Genomic DNA, 16,753 nt, shown 5'->3' with positions numbered 1-16,753 from the left:
GTCCCCGCCCGGACCGCCGCGACGCGGCTCGCCACGCGGGCGAGCGGGCGCAGGCCAACGGCCACCTGCGCCACGCTGGCGAGCGCCAGAACGAGGCCGACGACGAGGAGGTAGGGGAGGAGATCGGCGCGGAAGGCGGCCGTCGCGCGGGCCACCTCGGCGCGGTCGAGGGCCACCGCGACGCGCGCGCGCGCCTCGCCGAGGCGCGGCGGCAGGGTCACCCGGCGCTCGACGGCGAGCAGCGTCGCGTCGGCGGGACCCGGGAGGCGGTGGACGTGCACGGCGCCGTCCGGGACCTCGTCGACGGGGAGCGCGAGGCGCTCGTCCCACAGCGAGCGCGCGCGCAGCTCCGCGCCGGCGATCTCGACCTGCCAGTAGAGACCCGAGAGCGGCTGCGCGAAGCGCGGATCGCCGGGCTGGCGCACGACGGCGAACCCGCCGTCGGGTCCGCGATCGAGCCCGGCGACGAGCTGGTCGAGCTGCACCGTCAGCTCCGCCACGAGCCGGCGCTCGACGTGCCGCTCGAAGAGCAGCGAGAGGCCCGCCGCGGACAGCGCCAGCGCGAGCGCGATCGAGGCCAGCCCCGCCGCGACGAGGCGCGTGCGCAGCGAGCGGATCATCCCGCGTCGTCCGGGATCGTGTAGCCGAAGCCCCGACGCGTCTCGATCACGGCCGGGCCGATCTTGCGGCGCAGCCGGGCTACGAGCGCCTCGAGCGCGTTCTGGTCGCGCGCGTCGTCGTCGCCGTGGAGCTGCTCCATCAGCTCGCCCGCGGGTACGACGCGCCCGCGATGGTGCGCCAGGTAGGCGAGCAGCCTGTATTCGAGCGGGGAGAGCGAGACGGGCGCGCCGGCGCGGCTGACGCTGGTGCGGCGCGGGTCTACGACGAGGTCGCCCACGACGATCGCCGGCGCCGGGTGCCCGGCGGCACGGCGCACCAGGGCACGAGCGCGCGCGACGAGCTCCTCCATGCGGAAGGGCTTGGGCAGGTAGTCGTCGGCGCCCGCGTCGATGCCCCGGACACGCTCCACCCACGAGCCGCGCGCGGTCAGCACGAGGACGGGCATCGTCCGCCCCGCGGCCCGCCAGCGCTCGAGCACGGAGAGGCCGTCGAGCGCCGGGAGGCCGAGGTCGAGCACGACGAGCGCGTAGTCCTCCGTGTCGCCGCGGAACCAGGCGTCCTCGCCGTCGCGGGAGACGTCGACGACGAAGCCGGCCGCCGTGAGGGCGGCGCCGACGTCGGCCGCGATGCGGGGGTCGTCCTCGACACAGAGCACGCGCATGTCAGTCCTCGTCGACCTCCATCTCGAGCACCCGCGCGCTGGCGGCGTCGACGACGAGCTCGCGCACGCGCCCGTCCGCCGCGACGAGGGTGAGCTCGTAGACGAGGCGCCCGTCCTCGCGCTCGAGCTCGACGTCGATCACGCGGCCGGCGTACCGCGGCGGGATGGCGGCGAGGATGTCGGCGAGCGGCAGCGCGTCCCCGCGGCGCACCGCCTCGCGGGCGGCGACATGGTCGTCGTCGTCGGAATAGCGGTGCTCGTCCGCGGCCACCAACGCGGGGGCCAGCGCGAGGAGGCAGCCGAGGAGACTCGCGACGAGAGTGGCGTGGAGGGGTCTGGAGGCCATCGGCCGATGCTGCGCCGCATTCGCTGACGGGACGCTGACGCCGGGCGTCAGCCGGCCATCAGCGGTGATGCGCCATGGTCCGCTCGACGCCGCGGGAGACCCCGACGGCGCGCAACGAGAAAGGACCACAGGCATGATCAAGGCTCGCTCCTCCCTCGCCCTCGCCGCCGGCGCGCTCGCGCTCGCTCTCCTCGCCGGCCCGGCGCTCGCCTCGTCCAACGGGGACGACGACCGCGGCGACGACGTTCCCGCCGCCGACTGGCTCTCCATCGGCGAGCTGACGCAGCGCCTCGAGGCGAACGGCGGACGCGTCTCGAAGGTGGAGGCCGACGACGGCGTCTACGAGGTCTACATCATCGAGGACGGCGTGCGCTACGAGATGAAGGTGCATCCGCGCACGGCGGAGATCCTGCATCGGGAGCGCGACTGATGGCGGCCGACGCGCAGATCGACGGACCGGAGGCGGCGGGCGCCGCCTCCGGGACGGGGGCGACGGTGCGGGTCTGGGACCCGCTCGTGCGCCTCGGCCATTGGGGCCTCGCCGCGGCGTTCCTCGTGGCGTATCTCTCCGAGGGCGAGCCGCTCTCGGTGCACCAGGTCGCAGGCTACGCCGCGCTGGCGATCGTGACGGTGCGGATCGTCTGGGGATTCGTCGGGGCGCGGAACGCACGCTTCTCGAGCTTCGTCACGGGCCCCGGCGCCGTCCTGCTCTACTTGAGGGGGCTCGCCACCGGCACCGCCCCGCGCCACGTCGGGCACAGCCCTGCGGGCGGCGCGATGACGGTGGCGCTCCTCCTGTGCGTGCTCGGCACCGCCGGCACGGGTGTCGCGCGGCTCGCGATCGAGGAGGGCGAGGGTCCGCTCGCGCCGGTCCTGGCGCAGGTCGAGGTCCTGCCGACGCTCGCGCTGCCCGCCTTCGTCGCCCCGGCGCTCGCCGACGACGACGCGGGGGAGGCCGGCGAGCGCGACGGGGGGCGGGGCGAGGAGAGCCTCGTCGGCGAGGCGCACGAGGTGCTGGCGAACCTGACGCTCGCCCTCGTCCTCCTCCACCTCGCCGGTGTCGCCGCCGCAGGGCTCGCCCACCGCGAGAACCTCGTCGGCGCGATGATCACCGGCCGCAAGCGGGCGTGACGCGCCCGCCCGCGGCCGGGCAGCCGTCGGTCCCGCCCCGCCTCAGCCGCGCAGGCGGCGCGTCGCGATCACGCGGAACACGCTCGACGCGATGAAGCTCGCCGCCGCGACGAGGGTCGCGCCGGCCTCCGCCAGGCGGTCGGCGTCGAGCGCGGCGGCGTCGAAGCCCGCGAGCGGCAGGACGAGGGCGGCGAGCCCGACGATGTTGGCCCACACCGTGCGGCTGGCGAGCGGGGTCTTGGTCTCGGTCATGTGGATCTCCTTCGGTTGCGGCATCACAATTCGGCATCGAAGGGCAGGCGCCCGGAGCCGTAGGCGCGCCAGTGGCCGGCGCGGCCGCGGGGCGTGACGATCCCCGTGGACAGGCGGAAGCGCGCCGCCTCGCGGCTCGCCTCCAGGAACTCGAGGAGCGTGAGCGTCCGCTCGGCCCACCCGGTGGCGTCGTCGACCGCGAGCGCGAAGTCGCCCGCACCGCTCGGCACGCAGGTCGGCTGCGCGCGCATGGCGACGTGGAAGGTCACCAGCGCCTGATGGTGGGTGTCGTCGAGGCCCGCCGTCGTGCCGATCGTGCGGTTCCCGGCGTCGAGGCCGGCCATCCAGAAGTAGCGCCGGCACAGCGCCTCCTCGACGGCGATCGGCCGGCGCTCCCACGCGCCGGGCACGTTGCCGACCTCGAGCTGCACGCGCCGGAACGTCGCCTCGGCCGGAGCCGAGATCCGCACGGTCACGTCCGCGAAGGCCTCCCAGGGCACCTGCAGCGCGACGCCCCGGCGCCCGGCACCGGCCGCGATTCCGCCGCTCGCCCAATGCGGGTCCGCGCCGATCGCGACGTCGAGCGCGGCCGACGGGTCCTCGACGGAGAGCGTGACGGTCTCGCCGCGCAGATCGGGCGCCTCGATGACCTGCTCGATCGCGCCCTCGAGGGTCATGGTCCCCTCCCAGGCCCGCGACAGCGTGGCGCCGCCGGCCCCCGCCTTCCAGCGGTCGAAGCCGTAGGCGCCCGCCGCCAGCGCGCCTCCGGCGAACCCGCGCTGGTTCACGGCGAGGTGCGGGTTGATCAGGAGGTTGCGCCAGCCGCCCGCGAGGCCCGGCAACCCGCCGGGGAAGCGCGCGGCCCCCGTCGCCGCCTCGAGATGCACGGCGTCGCGCCAGGTGGCGCCGTCGGCGGAGACGCGGATGCGGAAGTCGTCGTCCGACATCAGCCCGGTCTCGGCCCGCCCGCCGAAGCCGGACTGGTAGAGCTGCGAGACGGTCGCGCCCGCGCCCTCCTTGTTGAGCACGAAGCGCAGGTCCCCCGTGCCGCCCTCGGTCACCGTCAGGGCGGCGAAGAGGGCGGCGTTGAGCTTCGCGGCGAGGCGGTTCAGCGCATCCGGCGCGGTGCCGATGCCCAGCCGCGGCAGTTCCTCGGGCACGGGGACGAAGTCCGCGAGCGGCCGCCAGGCCGTGCCGTCGTGGACGAGGAGCGTGTCCGTCGCCGCGACGTAGACCCGCCACCCGGCCCGGGGCACGAGGAAGCGCCACACACCCGCATCGTAGAGCGCGATCGCCCCCGCCTGCCCGGCGAAGGCGCCCGCCGGCATCGCCGAGACGAGGAGCCGCGCGCCCGCCTCGGGCTCCGCGGGTGCATCCTCCGCCTCGGCCACGACGGCGCATTGGACGAGCGCATCGAGCCGCGCCAGCGCCTCGTTGTGCGTGACGTGCTTCATCGCCTGCGCCGCCGCGATCAGCGGCAGCGCGAGGTGGGGTGTGGTGGTCATGGGGATCCTCGATCTCGGTGGAGCCCGCGGCCGCGAGCGGTGAGCGCCGAGAGACGGCGCGCCAGAACGTCCGAACGGCCCCACCGCCCGCGCCGAGGCGCGGACTCCTCCCCTCCGGGGAGGACGGGAGGTCGCGGATGGCGCGAACGGCGGATGCGAGCCGCAACCCGCTTCCTCCCCGAAGGGGAGGACGGAGGCCGAAGGCCGGAGGGTGGGGAGGGCGGCGATGCCGCTCTCGGTGAGCCGCGACCGCGAACCCGCGGCGGAGCAGTGCCGGAGCGTCAGCGCACGGCGAGCGTCGCGACGAGCGGGGTTCCCGGGCCGACGAGGGCGCTCTCCTGGGCGATGCGCACCGTGAGCGTCGGCTGCTGCCCACCGTGGTCGGCGAGCTCGTCGGCGACGGGATAGAGCACCTGCGGGGAGGTCGCGGCGAGCGTGCGGACCACCGCCCCGCCCGCCGACAGGATCTCGACGCACCAGGCCTCCATCGCTTCGCCGAGGGGCGGGTCGACCGGATCCCAGGCGTCGGCGTCGAGCCGGGCGCGGCGCACCCAGGCGAGCGCGATACCCTCCCCCGTGCGCCGCGCCGACGCGTGGACCGGCGCGAGCGGCAGGAGGGCCGCGGGTCCCGCCGTGGCGACGATCTCGACGACGGCGTCGTCGGCGTGGTCGCGGTCGGCGGGGCCGATGCGCCAGCGCCAGGTGCGGCCGAGGTCGCTCGGCGCACGGGCGAGCGGCACGAGCGCCTCGTCGAGCCGCACCAGCGCGCTCCCCGCCGGCAGCCCCAGCGCGGCGGCCGGCTCCGACCCGGCGAGGCCGCGCAGGAGCCGCGAGAGCCGGTAGGTCCGCTCGGCCGTCAGCTCCGCCGTCCCGACGCCGATGATCTCCAGCCTCCCGTCGGGTGCGCGCAGGGCGAAGCGGTTCGCCCCCTCCAGCAGCGCGTGATCGGAGACGCTCGTGACCGCCCCCGTCGCCACGCGCACGTCCAGAACGCCCGCCTCGTCGATGCGCCACAGCGGCCCGGGCGCGAGCGGCGACAGCGTCTCGCCCACCTGCGCGGGCGCCGCGGCGACGTCGAACGGCTCGAAGGACGCGCCGTCCCCCGAGCGCCAGATCGTCATCGCGCCGGGCCAGGGCCGGGCGTGGATCGCGGCGAAGGAGAGCACCGTCGGGTCCCCGAGCGCCGCGGGCAGGTCGAGGACGAGCGCGAAGGGCCGCCCGAACGTCGCGGGCGCCGCGCGGGCGACGATCGCCCCCTTCGGCGCGGGCGCGGCGAACAGCGTCGGCTCGACGGCGCGCGCGTCGATGCGCCGCGCGGCGGCGTCGACGATCCGCCCGATGCGATAGAGCCCGCCGCCGGGCGCGGCGATCACGTCGCCGGGCTCGAGGTCGACGCGCCGCGGGGAGACCGAAAGCGTCAGGCCCTCGCGGCCGGACCAGGCGTCCTGCAGCATCACGTCGGCGAGCCCGCGGGCCTGCGCCCGGCGCAGCACGGCCGCCGTCTCCACGCGCGCGAGCCGCCGGCTGCCGCCGGCGAGCCGGCGCGAGGCGACCGTCGCGCGGCGATAGGTGCCGGCGGCGTCGGTGAAGGCGAGCTCGATCTCGGCCGGCAGGTCCGTCTCCTGCGCCCGCACGCGCCGCTCGAGCGCGCCCTCCCCCTCCTCCACCCGCTCGTGCGCCGCGATCGTCGCGACCGCGCGCGCGCCGCGCCCGACGAAGGCGAGCGCGCCGTCGCGCTCCACGGCGTCGACCGAGAACAGCCGCAGCAGCGGCTCCAGCGCCTCGCGCGCGGACATCGGCCGGTCGATCACGAAGCCGTCGACGAAGCCGTCGCAATCGGTCTCGACGGGGAGATCGACGCCGAGCTCGGCCAGCACGCGCCGGATCAGCTCGTCGAGCGGCAGGCCCTCGAGCCGCCCGTTGAGCCAGTGCCCGGTCTCGTGGTTCGCGCCGTCGGACCACACGCCGGTCAGCTCGGGGAAGGCGGGGAAGGGCCGCGCGTCGAAGGCCCAGACCGCCATGCGGTCGGGGTCGATCATCCGCACGCCGCTCGAAGCCGAGAGAGGGTTGTGCGCCGGCTCGTGCCCCGGCACGCGCGGGTCGAACCGCCGCAGGATCGCACCGACGCCGCGTGCCTGCGCGAGGTCGTCGCGCGCGCCGGCGGAGAACGGCGGGTAGGCGCTCTCGGCGGATTTCGGGTCGGGAAAGACGTTGGGCCCGTTGGGACCCTTGTCGACCGCCGGCACGCCGATCTCGGTGAGCCAGATCGGCTTTCCCCCCGGCACGTAGGCGGTCTGACCGGCGACCACGCCGCCGACGCGCTCGCGGTGGGGGCTCGACCACCAGCCGACGAGGTCCTTGGCGCGGAAGGCGAAGTCGTCGCCCAGTGCATCCGCGATGGGCGTGCGCACCTGCGCCGCACGGGCGGCGGCGTCCGCGTAGAACCAGTCGAACGCCTCGCCGGCCCCAAGTCTCGCGTGGAGATAGTCCGGATCGAGCCCCCCGCGCGCCTCCCCCTGGTCGAGGTGGCTCGGCTCGTCGCGCCAGTCGGAGATCGGCGGGTACCAGTCGATCCCGATCGCGTCGATCGCCGGGTGCGCCCAGAGCGGATCGAGCGGGAAGCGCACCTCCGCCCCGCCGTCGCGCACGTGCGCGCCGTACTCGGTCCAGTCGGCGGCGTACGTGATCTTCGTGCCCGGACCCACGAGCGTGCGCACCTCGGCGGCCAGCGCGCAGAGCGCATCCACCGCCGGGTAGCCCCCGGGGCCGGCGCGCACGCGGGTCAGCGCAGGCAGCTCGGTCCCGATGACGATGGCGTCGACGCCGCCGGCCGCCTGCGCGAGCGCGGCGTAGTGCAGGATCTGCCGGCGAAGGGTCCACTCTTCGGGCCCGGTGTAGATCACGCCCTCGTCCGCGGGCGCGAAGTGCGAGGCCTGCGCGGTGCCGAAGAAGGCGGCGACCTGCGCCGCCGCGAGGCTCGACCCGTCCGGCGAGCCGGGGCGGCCGGGGGCGGGATCGCAGGTGATGCGCCCGCGCCATGGATAGGGCGGTTGGCCGATCGCTCCGGTGCGGGGATCGGGCAGCGCATTGCCGGCGGGGACGTCCATCATCTGGAAGGGGTAGAGCGTCACGGCGAGCCCGCGCTGCTTCAGGATCCGGATGAGCCGCACCACGCTCGCGTCCGACGGCGTCCCCCCGTAGGCCGGCAGCCCGCCCGAGGTGGAGACCACCCGCGCGCTCGCCCGCTCCAGCCCGGCGACCGCCCAGGGCGTCTCGCCGGTGTCCTTCGCGGCGATCTCGACGCGGGGCGCGATGGTGCAGCTCCCCGCCCGCAGGTCGTCGCCGAACCAGCTGACCACGAGGAAGACGTGGGAGAGGTTCGGGCACAGCGCCTGGAGCTGGTCGAGGGAGGCGAGGACGTCGCTCGTCGCCTGGAGCTGGTGGCGGTTGTCGGGCTTCGTCTCGCCGAGGCCGAGCGCCTGGCGCACCGGGGCCGGCTCGTAGCCGAACTCGGTCGCGCCGGGGATGAGGCACACGGCGCGGATCGCCTCCCCGAGCGCGTTGCCGCCGCGCACGACCTCGAAGGCGAGCTGGGGAATGCGGTTGCCGAAGGGCTCGAGGGCGAGGCGCTCGAAGACGACGTAGGCGAACCCGCGATAGGCGGGGGCGACGCCTTCCTTCGCCACGATCAGCGGATCGGGCGCCTGCACCTCGTCGCCCGTGTAGACGCGCATGGTGATGCCGGCGAGGTCGATCTCCCGCCCGTCGGCGAAGACGCGCCGCACGAAGGCGATCGGCCCCTCGCACAGGCCGATGGCGAGGTTGGCGTAGTAGGCGTAGGTCACCTCCCGCGTCGTGCTCGACCGGCCGCCACCGGAGGACTTGCCGCCGCGCTTCGGCTCGCGGTGGATGGTGACGCGCGTCTCCTCCTCGAGCCGCGTCGCCCAGATCACCTGCCCGCCGATGCGGGCGCGCCCGTAGACCCGCGGGATCGGCGCACCCTCGGTGGAGGCGAGGCCGGGCATCTCGGTGAGCCGCGGGCCGACGACGGTGCGCGTGCTCTCCCCCTCGAGCGACGACAAGATCGCGCCGTCGATCGCCGCCCCGGCGAGCCCGCCGAGCGCCCGCCCGACCATCGCGCCGAACGGCCCGCCGACCAACCCGCCGACGACGGCACCGGCGGTTTGCAGGACGAGGGTGGCCATGGGAGACCTCCAGGATCGATGCAGCCCGCCGACCCCACCTCCACGCAGGGGAGGACGACGGCGAGGATGGGGGCACCGGCGGCCACGACGCGCGCCCGCGAGGACGACCGCGACGGTCTCCCCTCTCCCTCGTGGAGAGGGGCCGGGGGTGTGGGGCGTGCAGAACTCGCTCGCCGCCGACGCGGCCTATGCCGGCGATGCGTTGCCTCGACCGGCGGCGCCTCACCGGATCGCCCCACACCCCTAGCCCCTCTCCACGAGGGAGAGGGGAACACCCGCGCGCCCTTTATCGCGCGCGAGACCGCCACGCGGCGGTGGAAATCCGAACACGCCCGCCAGCCTGCGCCGCCAGAACGGCGGGATCGTCACCTCGCAGACGCGGGCGCCGTCGTGGGCCTGGATCATCGCGTCGGGGGCGGTCGCGATGGCGCAGTGCTTGGCGGGCAGGCCGTCCCGCCAGCGGAAGACGAGGACCCGGCCCGTCTCGATCCCCTCCGCGGGCACGAGCCAGCGCGTCGCCGCGCGCATCAGCGCGTCCTCGCCGCCGGCCTCCGCCCAGTCCGGCGCGTACGGCGCCGGCGCCTCCGGCTCGGTGCCGATCACCCCGCGCCAGACGCCGCGCAGCAGGCCCAGGCAATCGCAGCCCACCCCCTTCAGCGAGGCCTGGTGCGCGTAGGGCGTGCCGATCCAGGCGCGGGCCTCGGCGACGATGCGCATGGCGAGATCCGAACTCATCGGAACAGGCTCCCGCCGTCGAGGCCGGGCTCGCCCTGCCGGGGCATGCGCAGGACGAAGTCGTTGCCCGGCATGTGGGGAAAGCCGCGGAAATTGTGGGTGTTGGCGAATTTCGCCGCGCAGGTCTCGAAGGACTTGTCGCAGCCCGGCGTCACCGTGAAGGCGTCGCCCGGCGCGATCGGGCGCGGCGCACGGCGCCACAGATCGAGCACGCCGCCGGGCCGGTGTGCCCGCACCTCGACGGCGAAGCCCTGGTTCGCACCCGCGGTGAAGACGAGGCGCCCATGGGCGAAATGCTCCGGCACGTAGCCGGCGAGCGCGGCCGCGGTCACGGACAGCGCGCCGTCGCTCGCGCCGACCACCGCCGCCACCGGCGCCGCCGTGGCGCGGCAGCGCGCGTCCCCGAGATCGGCCGAGCAGCTCGCCCGGAACAGCCGCCCGCGCTCCTCGTCGAGCCGGTGCATGAGCGAGCGCAGCTCGGCCACGAAGGCGCCGTCCGCCCGGCGCACCTCGCCGATCGCGCCGACGCCGAGCCGCATGCGGTGCTCCGGCGCGCGCCAGTCGACGAGGAAGACCTCGACGCGCGCGTCGTCCCAGACGCCGGCGAGGAGGTCCGCCTCCGTCAGCCCCGCGGAGACGAGGGCGCCGGCGACCTCGCCGCCACCCACCGCGAAGCCGAGCTCGGAGGCCGCCTCCGCCGCCTCGAGCCCGCTCGCGGCGCGGAAGGTCGTGCCCTCGACGGCGAGGTCGCGGTCGTGATCGGTGAAGCCGGCGACGACGCCGTCGGTGCGCGTCACCCGCCAGCACCGCGCGAGCGTCGTCGCCCCGCCGCCCATGCGGGCGGCGAGGGATGGGGGGATGGTGCGCATGGAAAGGGCCTCTCGCGTTCGGCTCAGCGCCGCTCGAAGAGGCGCTCGTCGTCGCGGCCGCCGTGGCAGAAGCGCATGATCGTGGTCGCGTTCGCGTCGGATCGAAAGCAGACGACACAACGTCGCTGGCGGCGAAGCTGCGCGAAAGCACGCGCACCGATCATCCGCGTCGCGGGACCGGGTGACCGGCACTCGAAGTGGGTTGAAACTCGGTCATGCCGTCTCATAGTGGCACATTTGTTGAATACAATGAGAGTTGGTCATTCTAGGGTGCTCTCCGTTCGTCATCGCGGGCGGACGAGAGAGCCGAAGGGGAGCGACATGACTGCGCAGATCGATCTCAACGGGAGCTGGTCCGGCACCAGCATCGCGACCGGCGCCAACGGCACCTTGACCCTCGCGGGCCAGAGCCCGGGCGGGACGACGCTGACCGGCACCCTCTCCTGGTCGACCACGGGCGGCGTCAAGGCGGGCAATCTCGCCGGCGTCTGGCTGGCCGATCCCAACGACCCGAACGCGCTGTACCTCGCGCTGTCCGGGCAGAGCACGAACGGAACGGGGACCATCTCGGTCACCGGCTACACCGAAGGCCGGCAGCTCAACGTGACCGTCGCCTGGGCGGTCGCCATGCCGGGCGGGGCGCACGACGGGCACTCCAACCCCGCCGTCTTCACGCCGACCTGAGTCACGGCACGATCTCCAGGAGCGGGATCTCCGGCACCGCGCCGGCCGCGAACGCCCGCAGGTCGATCTCGAGCGTGTCGGTGTCGAAGCGCACCGGCACGTCGAAGGCGAAGCCCGCCGTCACCGCCGCGCCCGGGGCCGGCGGCGCGGCGAGCGTGACGAGGCCCGTCGTGGTGTCGACCGAGAAGCCGGCGCCCTCGACCAGCGCCGTGCCGGCCACCGCCACCCGCACGCTGCCGGCCACGGGCTTGGCGATGGTGCGCACGTAGGGATCGTGCGCGCCGCCGTAGGTCTTCACCAGCTGGAAGGCGACGCGCGCGCCGTCGCCGACGCCGAGCGCCTGGTCGCCCGGCGCCGGCCCGGCGGACGGCTTGCCGCTCTTCCAGTCGGTCCGGTCGTGCAGGCGAAAGCCGATCAAGCGGCCGCGGCGCTCCTCGAAGAAGGCGATCACCGCGTCGAGCGCGTCGAGCGTGCGCACGCCGAGCCCCGCCTCGAAGCGCCGGCGCGAGTGCGCCCAGCGGGCGTTGCGGTGCTCGCGGCCCGACGCCAGCGTCACGATCTCGGTGCGGCGCGTCGGCCCGCCGCGGCTGCCGAGCGCAACGTCGAGCGGGAAGCGGACCTCGTGGAAATCGTCCATGGAGCAGTCTCCGAAAGCCCGCCGGAAGCGGCCGGATTGACCTTTCGCAAAGCGCGACGCGGCGATCTCGGGCCAGATCGGGGCAGGAGGGCCGCAGCGGCGGTCGCTCGAACGAGAAGGAAGGAAGCACGATGAGCCATGTCCCCCACGAGCTCGCCGAGGAGTTCCCCGAGGCCGCGGAGCGCATCCATGCGCTGAAGCAGGAGAACGCCCATTTCGCGAAGCTCGCCGACGAGTATCATGAGCTCAACCGCACGATTCACCGCATCGAGACCCGCGTCGAGCCGACCTCCGACGAGGTCGAGCAGGACCTGCGCCGCAAGCGTCTCGTGCTGAAGGACGAGATCGCCGCGATGCTGTCGACCGCCGCCTGAGCGGTCACGACGCGCGCCGCCCGCGCGCCACCGCGCGGGCGAGCGCCGCCGAGACCTGCGCCTCCGAGCGCCGGAAGCTCTCGGCGTCCGGCGTCTGGATGGTGACGACGATCGTCGGCGCGGCGCCCTCGCCCGCGCCGCCGCGCACGCCGAGGCGCCCGTCCGGGCCGCGGGCGAGCGGCAGGATCGCCTCCGCCCCCCGCTCGCCCATCAGGCCGAGCCCGCCGGAGAGCGGGAACCAGGTCGGCGCCGCGACGACGCCCCCCTTGGCGAAGGCGCGCACCGGCGGCAGCGGCGGAAACGTGCGGCCACCACCGCCGAGCCCCGCGCCGAGCATGCCCCCGAGCAGCCCCGCGACGCCACGCGAGAGCGTCTGCTGCAGCGGCGCGAGCGCGGCTCTCAGCCCGATGTCGATCAGCGAGCGGCCCATCTGGCGCAGGATTTCGTCGAATCGCCGCCCCTCCGAGACGCCGCGGGCGAAGGTCGCCGTGAAGCTGGCCCCGAGCCGATTCGTGAGCTGCGTCAGCCGCTCGATCTCCCGCGCCCGCTCGGGCGGGATCAGGGGGCGTGCGAAGGGGACGTCGTCGTCGCCGAGCATCGTCGTTCACTCCGTGCGATCGTCTGGATGCGCCGCCATCAGGGCGGCGAGCGTCGCGCGCGAGGGCGCGTCGGGAATGCCGAATCCGCGCCCGGACAGCGCCGCCGCCAGCTCCCGCGGCGTCGCCCGCCAGAACGTGTCGGGCGTCCAGCCGACGGGGCCCAGCGCGGCGGCGAGTGCCGCATCCCAGGGAAAAGCCTGCGCGTCGATGGCGCGGGAGGGCGCGCTCACCCCCGCGCCGCCGGAGGGCGCGCCGTGCCGACCTCCCCTCCCCTCGCATCTCCGACTTCCCCCTCCCCGGCCCCGAACGCCCGCGCCAGCGACTCCATCGCCGCCCGCGCGACGGGCTCGACGCCCTCTTCCAGCGCGAGCGCCGCGACGTCCGCGTCGGCGAGCGCATGCCCGCCCCCGCGCAGCGCGGCGCCGAGGATCGCCACGAGGTCGCGCGCCTTCAGCCGCCCGTCCGCGAGCCGCGCCGCGAGCGCGCCGAGATCCTCCGCCGCGAGCGCGTCCTCGAGCTCGGCGAGCGCGCCGAGCGTGATCCTCAGCGTGTAGGTCGTCCCGTCGATCGCGACGGCGACGTCCCCCCGTCGTGCGTTGGCCATAGGTACAGTCTCCCCTTTCGCATCCTCGCCGTCAGAGCGCCGAGAAGGCGATCTCGCCCGCCGATTCGAACGCCGCGTCGAAGGTCACCTCGCCGGCGTGCTCGCCCCGATACTCGAGCGAGACGATCTGGAACGGCCCGGTCAGCGTGCCGAAATCCGGCACGATCGCCTGGTAGGCGCGGATCTCGCCGGCGAAGAACACCGCGCGCATCAGCGCGTCCGAGGCCTCGTCGCGGAACACGCCAGCGCCCGAGAGCGCGGCGCGGCGCACGCCGGCGCCCGCCAGGAGCTCGCGCCAGCGCCCGGCGCTCTCGGCGTTGGTCACGTCGACGAGGTCGGCGCCGAGCGCGATCTGGCGCGCCCGCAGGCCCGCGAGCGTCACGAAGGCGCCGGTGCCGTCGTCGATCTTGATGAGGAGGTCCTTGCCCTTCTGCGCGGCCATGTCTCGTCGTCCTTCCTCGTCGTCCTCAGCTGATGGATTCGGTGAGCGCGGAGAGCCGCAGCCAGGCGCGCGCGGCGCCGCTGCCGGGGTCGCGCGTGGCGCCGCTCTCGGTGACGCGCAGGCGGATCAGGCGGTTGCCCGCGAGCGCGAGGTCGGCGTCGTCGAGCAGCGTGGAGATGCGGTCGGCGACCGCGAGGCCCGCCGCGACGGAGCCGGGGCGCGACCATACCACGATGTCGGCCTCCTGGGCGTGCGCCCGGACGCCCTCGCTCGAGGCGTCGCGGGCGATCACCCGGCCGAACAGCGCGTAGATCGGCGCCGCGCCCCGGGGTGGCTCGTCGTGGAGGCGGATCGTCCCGCCGAAGAGATCCGCGAGGACGACGTCGCCCGCGAGCGCCGCGAGGATCGCGGTGCGCAGGGCGAGGATGGGCCCGGGCGCGCTCACGGCTTGATCTCCTCGCACAGGCACACGGTCTCGCGGCCGGTGCCGTCCGGATCGGTCGCGGCGCGCACGGCGAAGCGGCGCGCGCCGAGGGTGAGCCGCATGCGCCCGTCGAGATCGGCGCGGTGGCGCAGGCGCACCCGGTGCGTCACGGCCTCCTCCGGCCGGCCGGCGCGCTCGCGCTCGTCGAGCGCCAGCGCCTCGATCGCCCCCCACAGACGCGGGCCCGGCTGGAAGCTGCGTACGACGCCGCCGAAGCCGTCGGGCGTCTCCTGCGGCAGGTCGAGGGTGAACAGGCGCCTGCGGGCGCCGATCCGGGTGCGGGCGGTCCTCATCGGCTCACCCCATCCGCAGGCGCCGGTAGGGCGCGATCAGGGCGGCGACGTCGAGGGGCAGGCTCGCCCGCTCGGTCTGCGGCGGCCCGTCGCCGCGGTTCTCGAACCAGTGGGCGGCGAGCAGTCGGATCGCCTGCACGAGCGGCGCCGGCACGGCCTCGGCGCTCGTGCCGAAGCCCGCGGCGAGGTCGATCTCGATGCCGTCCTGCGCCTCCAGCGCCGCGCCCGAGAGCACGATCCGCGCCGGGTCCGCACGCCGCTCGAGCCGCCAGTCGGCGGCGGGCACGACGCTCGCGACGCCCGCGGCGTCGAAGGCGCGCACCTCGCTCACGGCGAGGATCGGCGCGAGCGGCAGGCGCACGACGCCGTCCTCGGGGACGCGCGCGAGCGCGATGCGCCAGGACTGCTCGATCAGGACGAGCCGCGTCGTCGCCTCCACCACGAGCCGTGCCGCGCGCAGCAGCGCGCCGACGAGCGCGTCCTCGTCCGCGTGCTCGAGCCGCAGGAAGGCCCGCATCTCGGGCACGCCGACGGGCTCGACGGCGGGGCCGGCGAGGTATAGGGGGGTCATGTCTGCTCTCCGAAGGCTGGAGCTGGTGGCCGTGCGGCGTTCGATGTCGGTGTGTCGTCGTTTCGGGGCCGCCCTCGCGGCGTCCCTTCTCCTGATCGCGGTAGCCCCCGCGCCGGCGCGCGCGGTCGTCGGCGGCGCACCCGAGACCGGGCCGCTCGCCGCTTCCACCCTGATGATCCTGTCCTCCGGCGGGGGTGCCTGCTCGGGCGTGGTGCTCGCGCCGGACGTGGTCCTCACCGCCGCCCACTGCGTCACCGCGGCCGACGCCCACCGTGCGCACTGGCGCGATCCGTCCGGCGCGCCCATCCTGGCCGAGGTCGCGGCGATCGCGGTCCATCCCGGCTACGATGCGGGCGCCATCGAAGCGCGCCGGCGCTCGATCGACCTCGCGCTCGTGCGCCTGGCCGAGCCGCTGCCGCCGCCCTTCCGCGCCGCGACGCTCGTCGATACGACCGCCGGGGCCGGCGAGGCGCTCGATCTCCTCGGCTACGGCATCTCCCAGGAGGGCGAGGCGGGGCGCCTCACCGGCGGCCGGCTGCGGCGCGCGCGCCTGTCCGTCGTCGAGCCCTACGGCCCGTCCTCGATCCTGGTCTGGCTATCGGGCGCCGGCGCCGGCGGCTGCCACGGCGATTCGGGCGGGCCGATCGTCCGCGCCGACGCCGTCATCGCGGTCACGTCGTGGACGCGCGGCGCGAACGGCGCCGCGTGCGGCGACATCAGCCAGGGCGTTCTCGTCGGCCCCCAACGCGGCTTCATCGACGCGACGCTCGCCGGCTGGAGCCGCGAGGCCGCCTGGCGATGAGGCCGGCTGCGTCGTCTCCCGCGCTTGCGGACCGCCGGGCGCCGCCGCACAGTGCCGCCATGCCGCTCCGCCCGCGCCCGCGTCCCGTCCTCGCCCTCGTCGCCCTCGCGGCGGCGATCGCGGCCGCGCTCGTCGCGGCAGGTCCGGCCGAGGCCATTACCCGCGGCCGCGCCGCCGATGCGACCGACGGCCTGCGCGAGGGCATCGTGCGCATCGAGAGCTCCGAGGGCGAGCTGTGCACCGGCGTCCTCGTGCGCGACGACGTCGTGCTCACCGCAGCGCATTGCGTGCTCGAGCCGGTGAACTACCGCGTCTTCGCGCTCGACTACGGCTTTCGCCGCGTCGATCTCGGCGTCTCCGCGAGCGTGCTGCACCCGAGCTTCCAGCCCGGCATCCCGCCGCGCGAGCAGCCCGGCGTCGATCTCGCCCTGCTCAAGCTCGACCGGCGGCTCGGCCCCGACTTCCGCCCCTTCGACGTCGCCGCCGCGCAGATGCCGCGCCCCGGCGACGACGCCACCATCGCCGGCTTCGGCACGACGCGCTACCGGGCCAAGTCCACCGCGCGCACCCTGCGCTTCACCTACGTCGTCGTCATGGGCGAGGCGCGGCTCGGCAACCGCATGGTCATGGCCGCCGATCCGGAACGGCTCGGCGAGCAGGAGGGCGCCGGCGCCTGCCAGGGCGATTCCGGCGGTCCGCTGCTCTCGGGCGATCCCGGCACGTACCGCCTCGACGGGATCATCTCCTGGTCGTCGGGCGCCTTCGCCGGCGCGCGCGGCGCCGCCTGCGGGGGTCTGACCGCCATCACGCCGATCGCCCCCCACGTGCGCTGGATCGCGGCGCGCGTGCGCGATCTCGATCGTGCCGTGCCCTCCGCGCCGGCGGAGCCCCTCGACATCACCCCGCAGACGCGCGACGCCTGGCTCGGCGCGAACTGA

At 75.4% G+C, this 16,753-nt stretch carries 21 protein-coding genes and 1 pseudogene; 6 read left to right on the top strand and 16 right to left on the bottom strand.

Going from position 1 to position 16,753, the window contains the following annotated elements; translation table 11 throughout:
• The 3 genes and pseudogenes from ACTZWW_RS14900 to ACTZWW_RS14890 form a co-directional block, all read right to left on the bottom strand.
• A pseudogene (locus ACTZWW_RS14900) lies at window positions 1-620 on the bottom strand (sensor histidine kinase); the annotation flags it as partial.
• On the bottom strand, window positions 617-1,282 hold the full coding sequence (locus ACTZWW_RS14895) for a response regulator transcription factor (RefSeq protein WP_444781751.1): 666 nt from the start codon (window positions 1,280-1,282) through the stop codon (window positions 617-619). The gene ACTZWW_RS14895 and the pseudogene ACTZWW_RS14900, both read right to left, overlap by 4 nt.
• Before the next feature lies 1 nt (window position 1,283).
• Entirely contained in the window at window positions 1,284-1,628 is a 345-nt protein-coding gene (locus ACTZWW_RS14890) for a PepSY domain-containing protein (RefSeq protein WP_444781750.1), read from the bottom strand.
• 133 nt (window positions 1,629-1,761) lie between these two features.
• On the opposite strand from ACTZWW_RS14890, the gene ACTZWW_RS14885 reads away from it, so the two are divergent.
• Both ACTZWW_RS14885 and ACTZWW_RS14880 read left to right on the top strand, forming a co-directional pair.
• The gene (locus ACTZWW_RS14885; RefSeq protein ID WP_444781749.1) at window positions 1,762-2,058 is read left to right on the top strand and encodes a PepSY domain-containing protein; all 297 of its coding nucleotides are present in this window, start codon (window positions 1,762-1,764) and stop codon (window positions 2,056-2,058) included.
• Window positions 2,058-2,759: a cytochrome b/b6 domain-containing protein gene (locus ACTZWW_RS14880; RefSeq protein WP_444781748.1), complete on the top strand. Its 702-nt coding sequence runs from the start codon at window positions 2,058-2,060 to the stop codon at window positions 2,757-2,759. The genes ACTZWW_RS14885 and ACTZWW_RS14880 overlap by 1 nt, the downstream gene beginning before the upstream one ends.
• 42 nt (window positions 2,760-2,801) lie before the next feature.
• Here ACTZWW_RS14880 and ACTZWW_RS14875 read toward each other — a convergent pair whose 3' ends face one another.
• The 5 genes from ACTZWW_RS14875 to ACTZWW_RS14855 form a co-directional block, all read right to left on the bottom strand.
• Window positions 2,802-3,011, bottom strand: coding sequence for a hypothetical protein (locus ACTZWW_RS14875; RefSeq protein WP_444781747.1), 210 nt, complete (start codon window positions 3,009-3,011; stop codon window positions 2,802-2,804).
• A gap of 23 nt (window positions 3,012-3,034) precedes the next feature.
• Complete coding sequence (locus tag ACTZWW_RS14870) at window positions 3,035-4,516, bottom strand: DUF2793 domain-containing protein (RefSeq protein WP_444781746.1); 1,482 nt, start codon at window positions 4,514-4,516, stop codon at window positions 3,035-3,037.
• A gap of 281 nt (window positions 4,517-4,797) precedes the next feature.
• On the bottom strand, window positions 4,798-8,721 hold the full coding sequence (locus ACTZWW_RS14865; RefSeq protein WP_444781745.1) for a baseplate multidomain protein megatron: 3,924 nt from the start codon (window positions 8,719-8,721) through the stop codon (window positions 4,798-4,800).
• Between the two features lie 243 nt (window positions 8,722-8,964).
• Window positions 8,965-9,456 carry a peptidase P60 gene (locus tag ACTZWW_RS14860; protein WP_444781744.1) on the bottom strand — a complete coding sequence of 164 codons (492 nt, stop codon included), beginning with the start codon at window positions 9,454-9,456 and terminating at the stop codon, window positions 8,965-8,967.
• Window positions 9,453-10,325, bottom strand: coding sequence for a DUF2163 domain-containing protein (locus ACTZWW_RS14855; RefSeq protein WP_444781743.1), 873 nt, complete (start codon window positions 10,323-10,325; stop codon window positions 9,453-9,455). Before ACTZWW_RS14855 ends, ACTZWW_RS14860 begins: the two co-directional genes overlap by 4 nt.
• Window positions 10,326-10,646: 321 nt before the next feature.
• Here ACTZWW_RS14855 and ACTZWW_RS14850 point away from each other — a divergent pair, with 321 nt between their 5' ends.
• Window positions 10,647-11,009 (top strand): hypothetical protein, encoded by a 363-nt coding sequence (locus ACTZWW_RS14850; protein WP_444781742.1) that lies wholly within the window; start codon window positions 10,647-10,649, stop codon window positions 11,007-11,009.
• A gap of 1 nt (window position 11,010) precedes the next feature.
• Here ACTZWW_RS14850 and ACTZWW_RS14845 read toward each other — a convergent pair whose 3' ends face one another.
• A complete protein-coding gene (locus ACTZWW_RS14845) occupies window positions 11,011-11,646 on the bottom strand; it encodes a phage distal tail protein, Rcc01695 family (protein ID WP_444781741.1) in 636 nt (211 codons plus the stop codon).
• Window positions 11,647-11,777: 131 nt separating this feature from the next.
• On the opposite strand from ACTZWW_RS14845, the gene ACTZWW_RS14840 reads away from it, so the two are divergent.
• Window positions 11,778-12,020, top strand: coding sequence for a YdcH family protein (locus tag ACTZWW_RS14840; protein ID WP_444781740.1), 243 nt, complete (start codon window positions 11,778-11,780; stop codon window positions 12,018-12,020).
• A gap of 4 nt (window positions 12,021-12,024) precedes the next feature.
• On the opposite strand, the gene ACTZWW_RS14835 is transcribed toward ACTZWW_RS14840, so the two are convergent.
• The 7 genes from ACTZWW_RS14835 to ACTZWW_RS14805 are packed head-to-tail and all read right to left on the bottom strand — an operon-like array spanning window position 12,025 to window position 15,013.
• On the bottom strand, window positions 12,025-12,618 hold the full coding sequence (locus tag ACTZWW_RS14835; protein ID WP_444781739.1) for a phage tail tape measure protein: 594 nt from the start codon (window positions 12,616-12,618) through the stop codon (window positions 12,025-12,027).
• A 6-nt stretch (window positions 12,619-12,624) separates the two neighbouring features.
• Complete coding sequence (locus ACTZWW_RS14830; RefSeq protein WP_444781738.1) at window positions 12,625-12,849, bottom strand: phage tail assembly chaperone; 225 nt, start codon at window positions 12,847-12,849, stop codon at window positions 12,625-12,627.
• Window positions 12,846-13,223: a gene transfer agent family protein gene (locus tag ACTZWW_RS14825; protein WP_444781737.1), complete on the bottom strand. Its 378-nt coding sequence runs from the start codon at window positions 13,221-13,223 to the stop codon at window positions 12,846-12,848. Before ACTZWW_RS14825 ends, ACTZWW_RS14830 begins: the two co-directional genes overlap by 4 nt.
• A gap of 31 nt (window positions 13,224-13,254) precedes the next feature.
• On the bottom strand, window positions 13,255-13,665 hold the full coding sequence (locus ACTZWW_RS14820; RefSeq protein ID WP_444781736.1) for a phage major tail protein, TP901-1 family: 411 nt from the start codon (window positions 13,663-13,665) through the stop codon (window positions 13,255-13,257).
• A gap of 25 nt (window positions 13,666-13,690) precedes the next feature.
• Window positions 13,691-14,110, bottom strand: coding sequence for a DUF3168 domain-containing protein (locus ACTZWW_RS14815; protein ID WP_444781735.1), 420 nt, complete (start codon window positions 14,108-14,110; stop codon window positions 13,691-13,693).
• Complete coding sequence (locus ACTZWW_RS14810; protein ID WP_444781734.1) at window positions 14,107-14,442, bottom strand: phage head closure protein; 336 nt, start codon at window positions 14,440-14,442, stop codon at window positions 14,107-14,109. The genes ACTZWW_RS14815 and ACTZWW_RS14810 overlap by 4 nt, the downstream gene beginning before the upstream one ends.
• Before the next feature lie 4 nt (window positions 14,443-14,446).
• Window positions 14,447-15,013 (bottom strand): head-tail connector protein, encoded by a 567-nt coding sequence (locus tag ACTZWW_RS14805; protein ID WP_444781733.1) that lies wholly within the window; start codon window positions 15,011-15,013, stop codon window positions 14,447-14,449.
• A 43-nt stretch (window positions 15,014-15,056) separates the two neighbouring features.
• Here ACTZWW_RS14805 and ACTZWW_RS14800 point away from each other — a divergent pair, with 43 nt between their 5' ends.
• Window positions 15,057-15,815, top strand: coding sequence for a S1 family peptidase (locus tag ACTZWW_RS14800; RefSeq protein ID WP_444781755.1), 759 nt, complete (start codon window positions 15,057-15,059; stop codon window positions 15,813-15,815).
• 59 nt (window positions 15,816-15,874) lie between these two features.
• Entirely contained in the window at window positions 15,875-16,753 is an 879-nt protein-coding gene (locus tag ACTZWW_RS14795; protein WP_444781732.1) for a S1 family peptidase, read from the top strand.

Source organism: Salinarimonas sp. NSM (genome assembly GCF_052380005.1).
Lineage (GTDB): Bacteria > Pseudomonadota > Alphaproteobacteria > Rhizobiales > Beijerinckiaceae > Salinarimonas.
The sequence above is the reverse complement of the archived record's forward strand: the minus strand, read 5'-3'. Positions and strand labels throughout refer to the sequence as shown.

Coding starts and splice junctions, on each gene's coding strand:
- ACTZWW_RS14825 (WP_444781737.1), bottom strand. CDS start 13,223: ATGGCCAACGCACGACGGGGGGACGTCGCCGTCGCGATCGACGGGACG.
- ACTZWW_RS14810 (WP_444781734.1), bottom strand. CDS start 14,442: ATGAGGACCGCCCGCACCCGGATCGGCGCCCGCAGGCGCCTGTTCACC.
- ACTZWW_RS14805 (WP_444781733.1), bottom strand. CDS start 15,013: ATGACCCCCCTATACCTCGCCGGCCCCGCCGTCGAGCCCGTCGGCGTG.
- ACTZWW_RS14835 (WP_444781739.1), bottom strand. CDS start 12,618: ATGCTCGGCGACGACGACGTCCCCTTCGCACGCCCCCTGATCCCGCCC.
- ACTZWW_RS14865 (WP_444781745.1), bottom strand. CDS start 8,721: ATGGCCACCCTCGTCCTGCAAACCGCCGGTGCCGTCGTCGGCGGGTTG.
- ACTZWW_RS14890 (WP_444781750.1), bottom strand. CDS start 1,628: ATGGCCTCCAGACCCCTCCACGCCACTCTCGTCGCGAGTCTCCTCGGC.
- ACTZWW_RS14855 (WP_444781743.1), bottom strand. CDS start 10,325: ATGCGCACCATCCCCCCATCCCTCGCCGCCCGCATGGGCGGCGGGGCG.
- ACTZWW_RS14850 (WP_444781742.1), top strand. CDS start 10,647: ATGACTGCGCAGATCGATCTCAACGGGAGCTGGTCCGGCACCAGCATC.
- ACTZWW_RS14875 (WP_444781747.1), bottom strand. CDS start 3,011: ATGACCGAGACCAAGACCCCGCTCGCCAGCCGCACGGTGTGGGCCAAC.
- ACTZWW_RS14885 (WP_444781749.1), top strand. CDS start 1,762: ATGATCAAGGCTCGCTCCTCCCTCGCCCTCGCCGCCGGCGCGCTCGCG.
- ACTZWW_RS14845 (WP_444781741.1), bottom strand. CDS start 11,646: ATGGACGATTTCCACGAGGTCCGCTTCCCGCTCGACGTTGCGCTCGGC.
- ACTZWW_RS14800 (WP_444781755.1), top strand. CDS start 15,057: ATGTCGGTGTGTCGTCGTTTCGGGGCCGCCCTCGCGGCGTCCCTTCTC.
- ACTZWW_RS14820 (WP_444781736.1), bottom strand. CDS start 13,665: ATGGCCGCGCAGAAGGGCAAGGACCTCCTCATCAAGATCGACGACGGC.
- ACTZWW_RS14840 (WP_444781740.1), top strand. CDS start 11,778: ATGAGCCATGTCCCCCACGAGCTCGCCGAGGAGTTCCCCGAGGCCGCG.
- ACTZWW_RS14895 (WP_444781751.1), bottom strand. CDS start 1,282: ATGCGCGTGCTCTGTGTCGAGGACGACCCCCGCATCGCGGCCGACGTC.
- ACTZWW_RS14870 (WP_444781746.1), bottom strand. CDS start 4,516: ATGACCACCACACCCCACCTCGCGCTGCCGCTGATCGCGGCGGCGCAG.
- ACTZWW_RS14860 (WP_444781744.1), bottom strand. CDS start 9,456: ATGAGTTCGGATCTCGCCATGCGCATCGTCGCCGAGGCCCGCGCCTGG.
- ACTZWW_RS14795 (WP_444781732.1), top strand. CDS start 15,875: ATGCCGCTCCGCCCGCGCCCGCGTCCCGTCCTCGCCCTCGTCGCCCTC.
- ACTZWW_RS14880 (WP_444781748.1), top strand. CDS start 2,058: ATGGCGGCCGACGCGCAGATCGACGGACCGGAGGCGGCGGGCGCCGCC.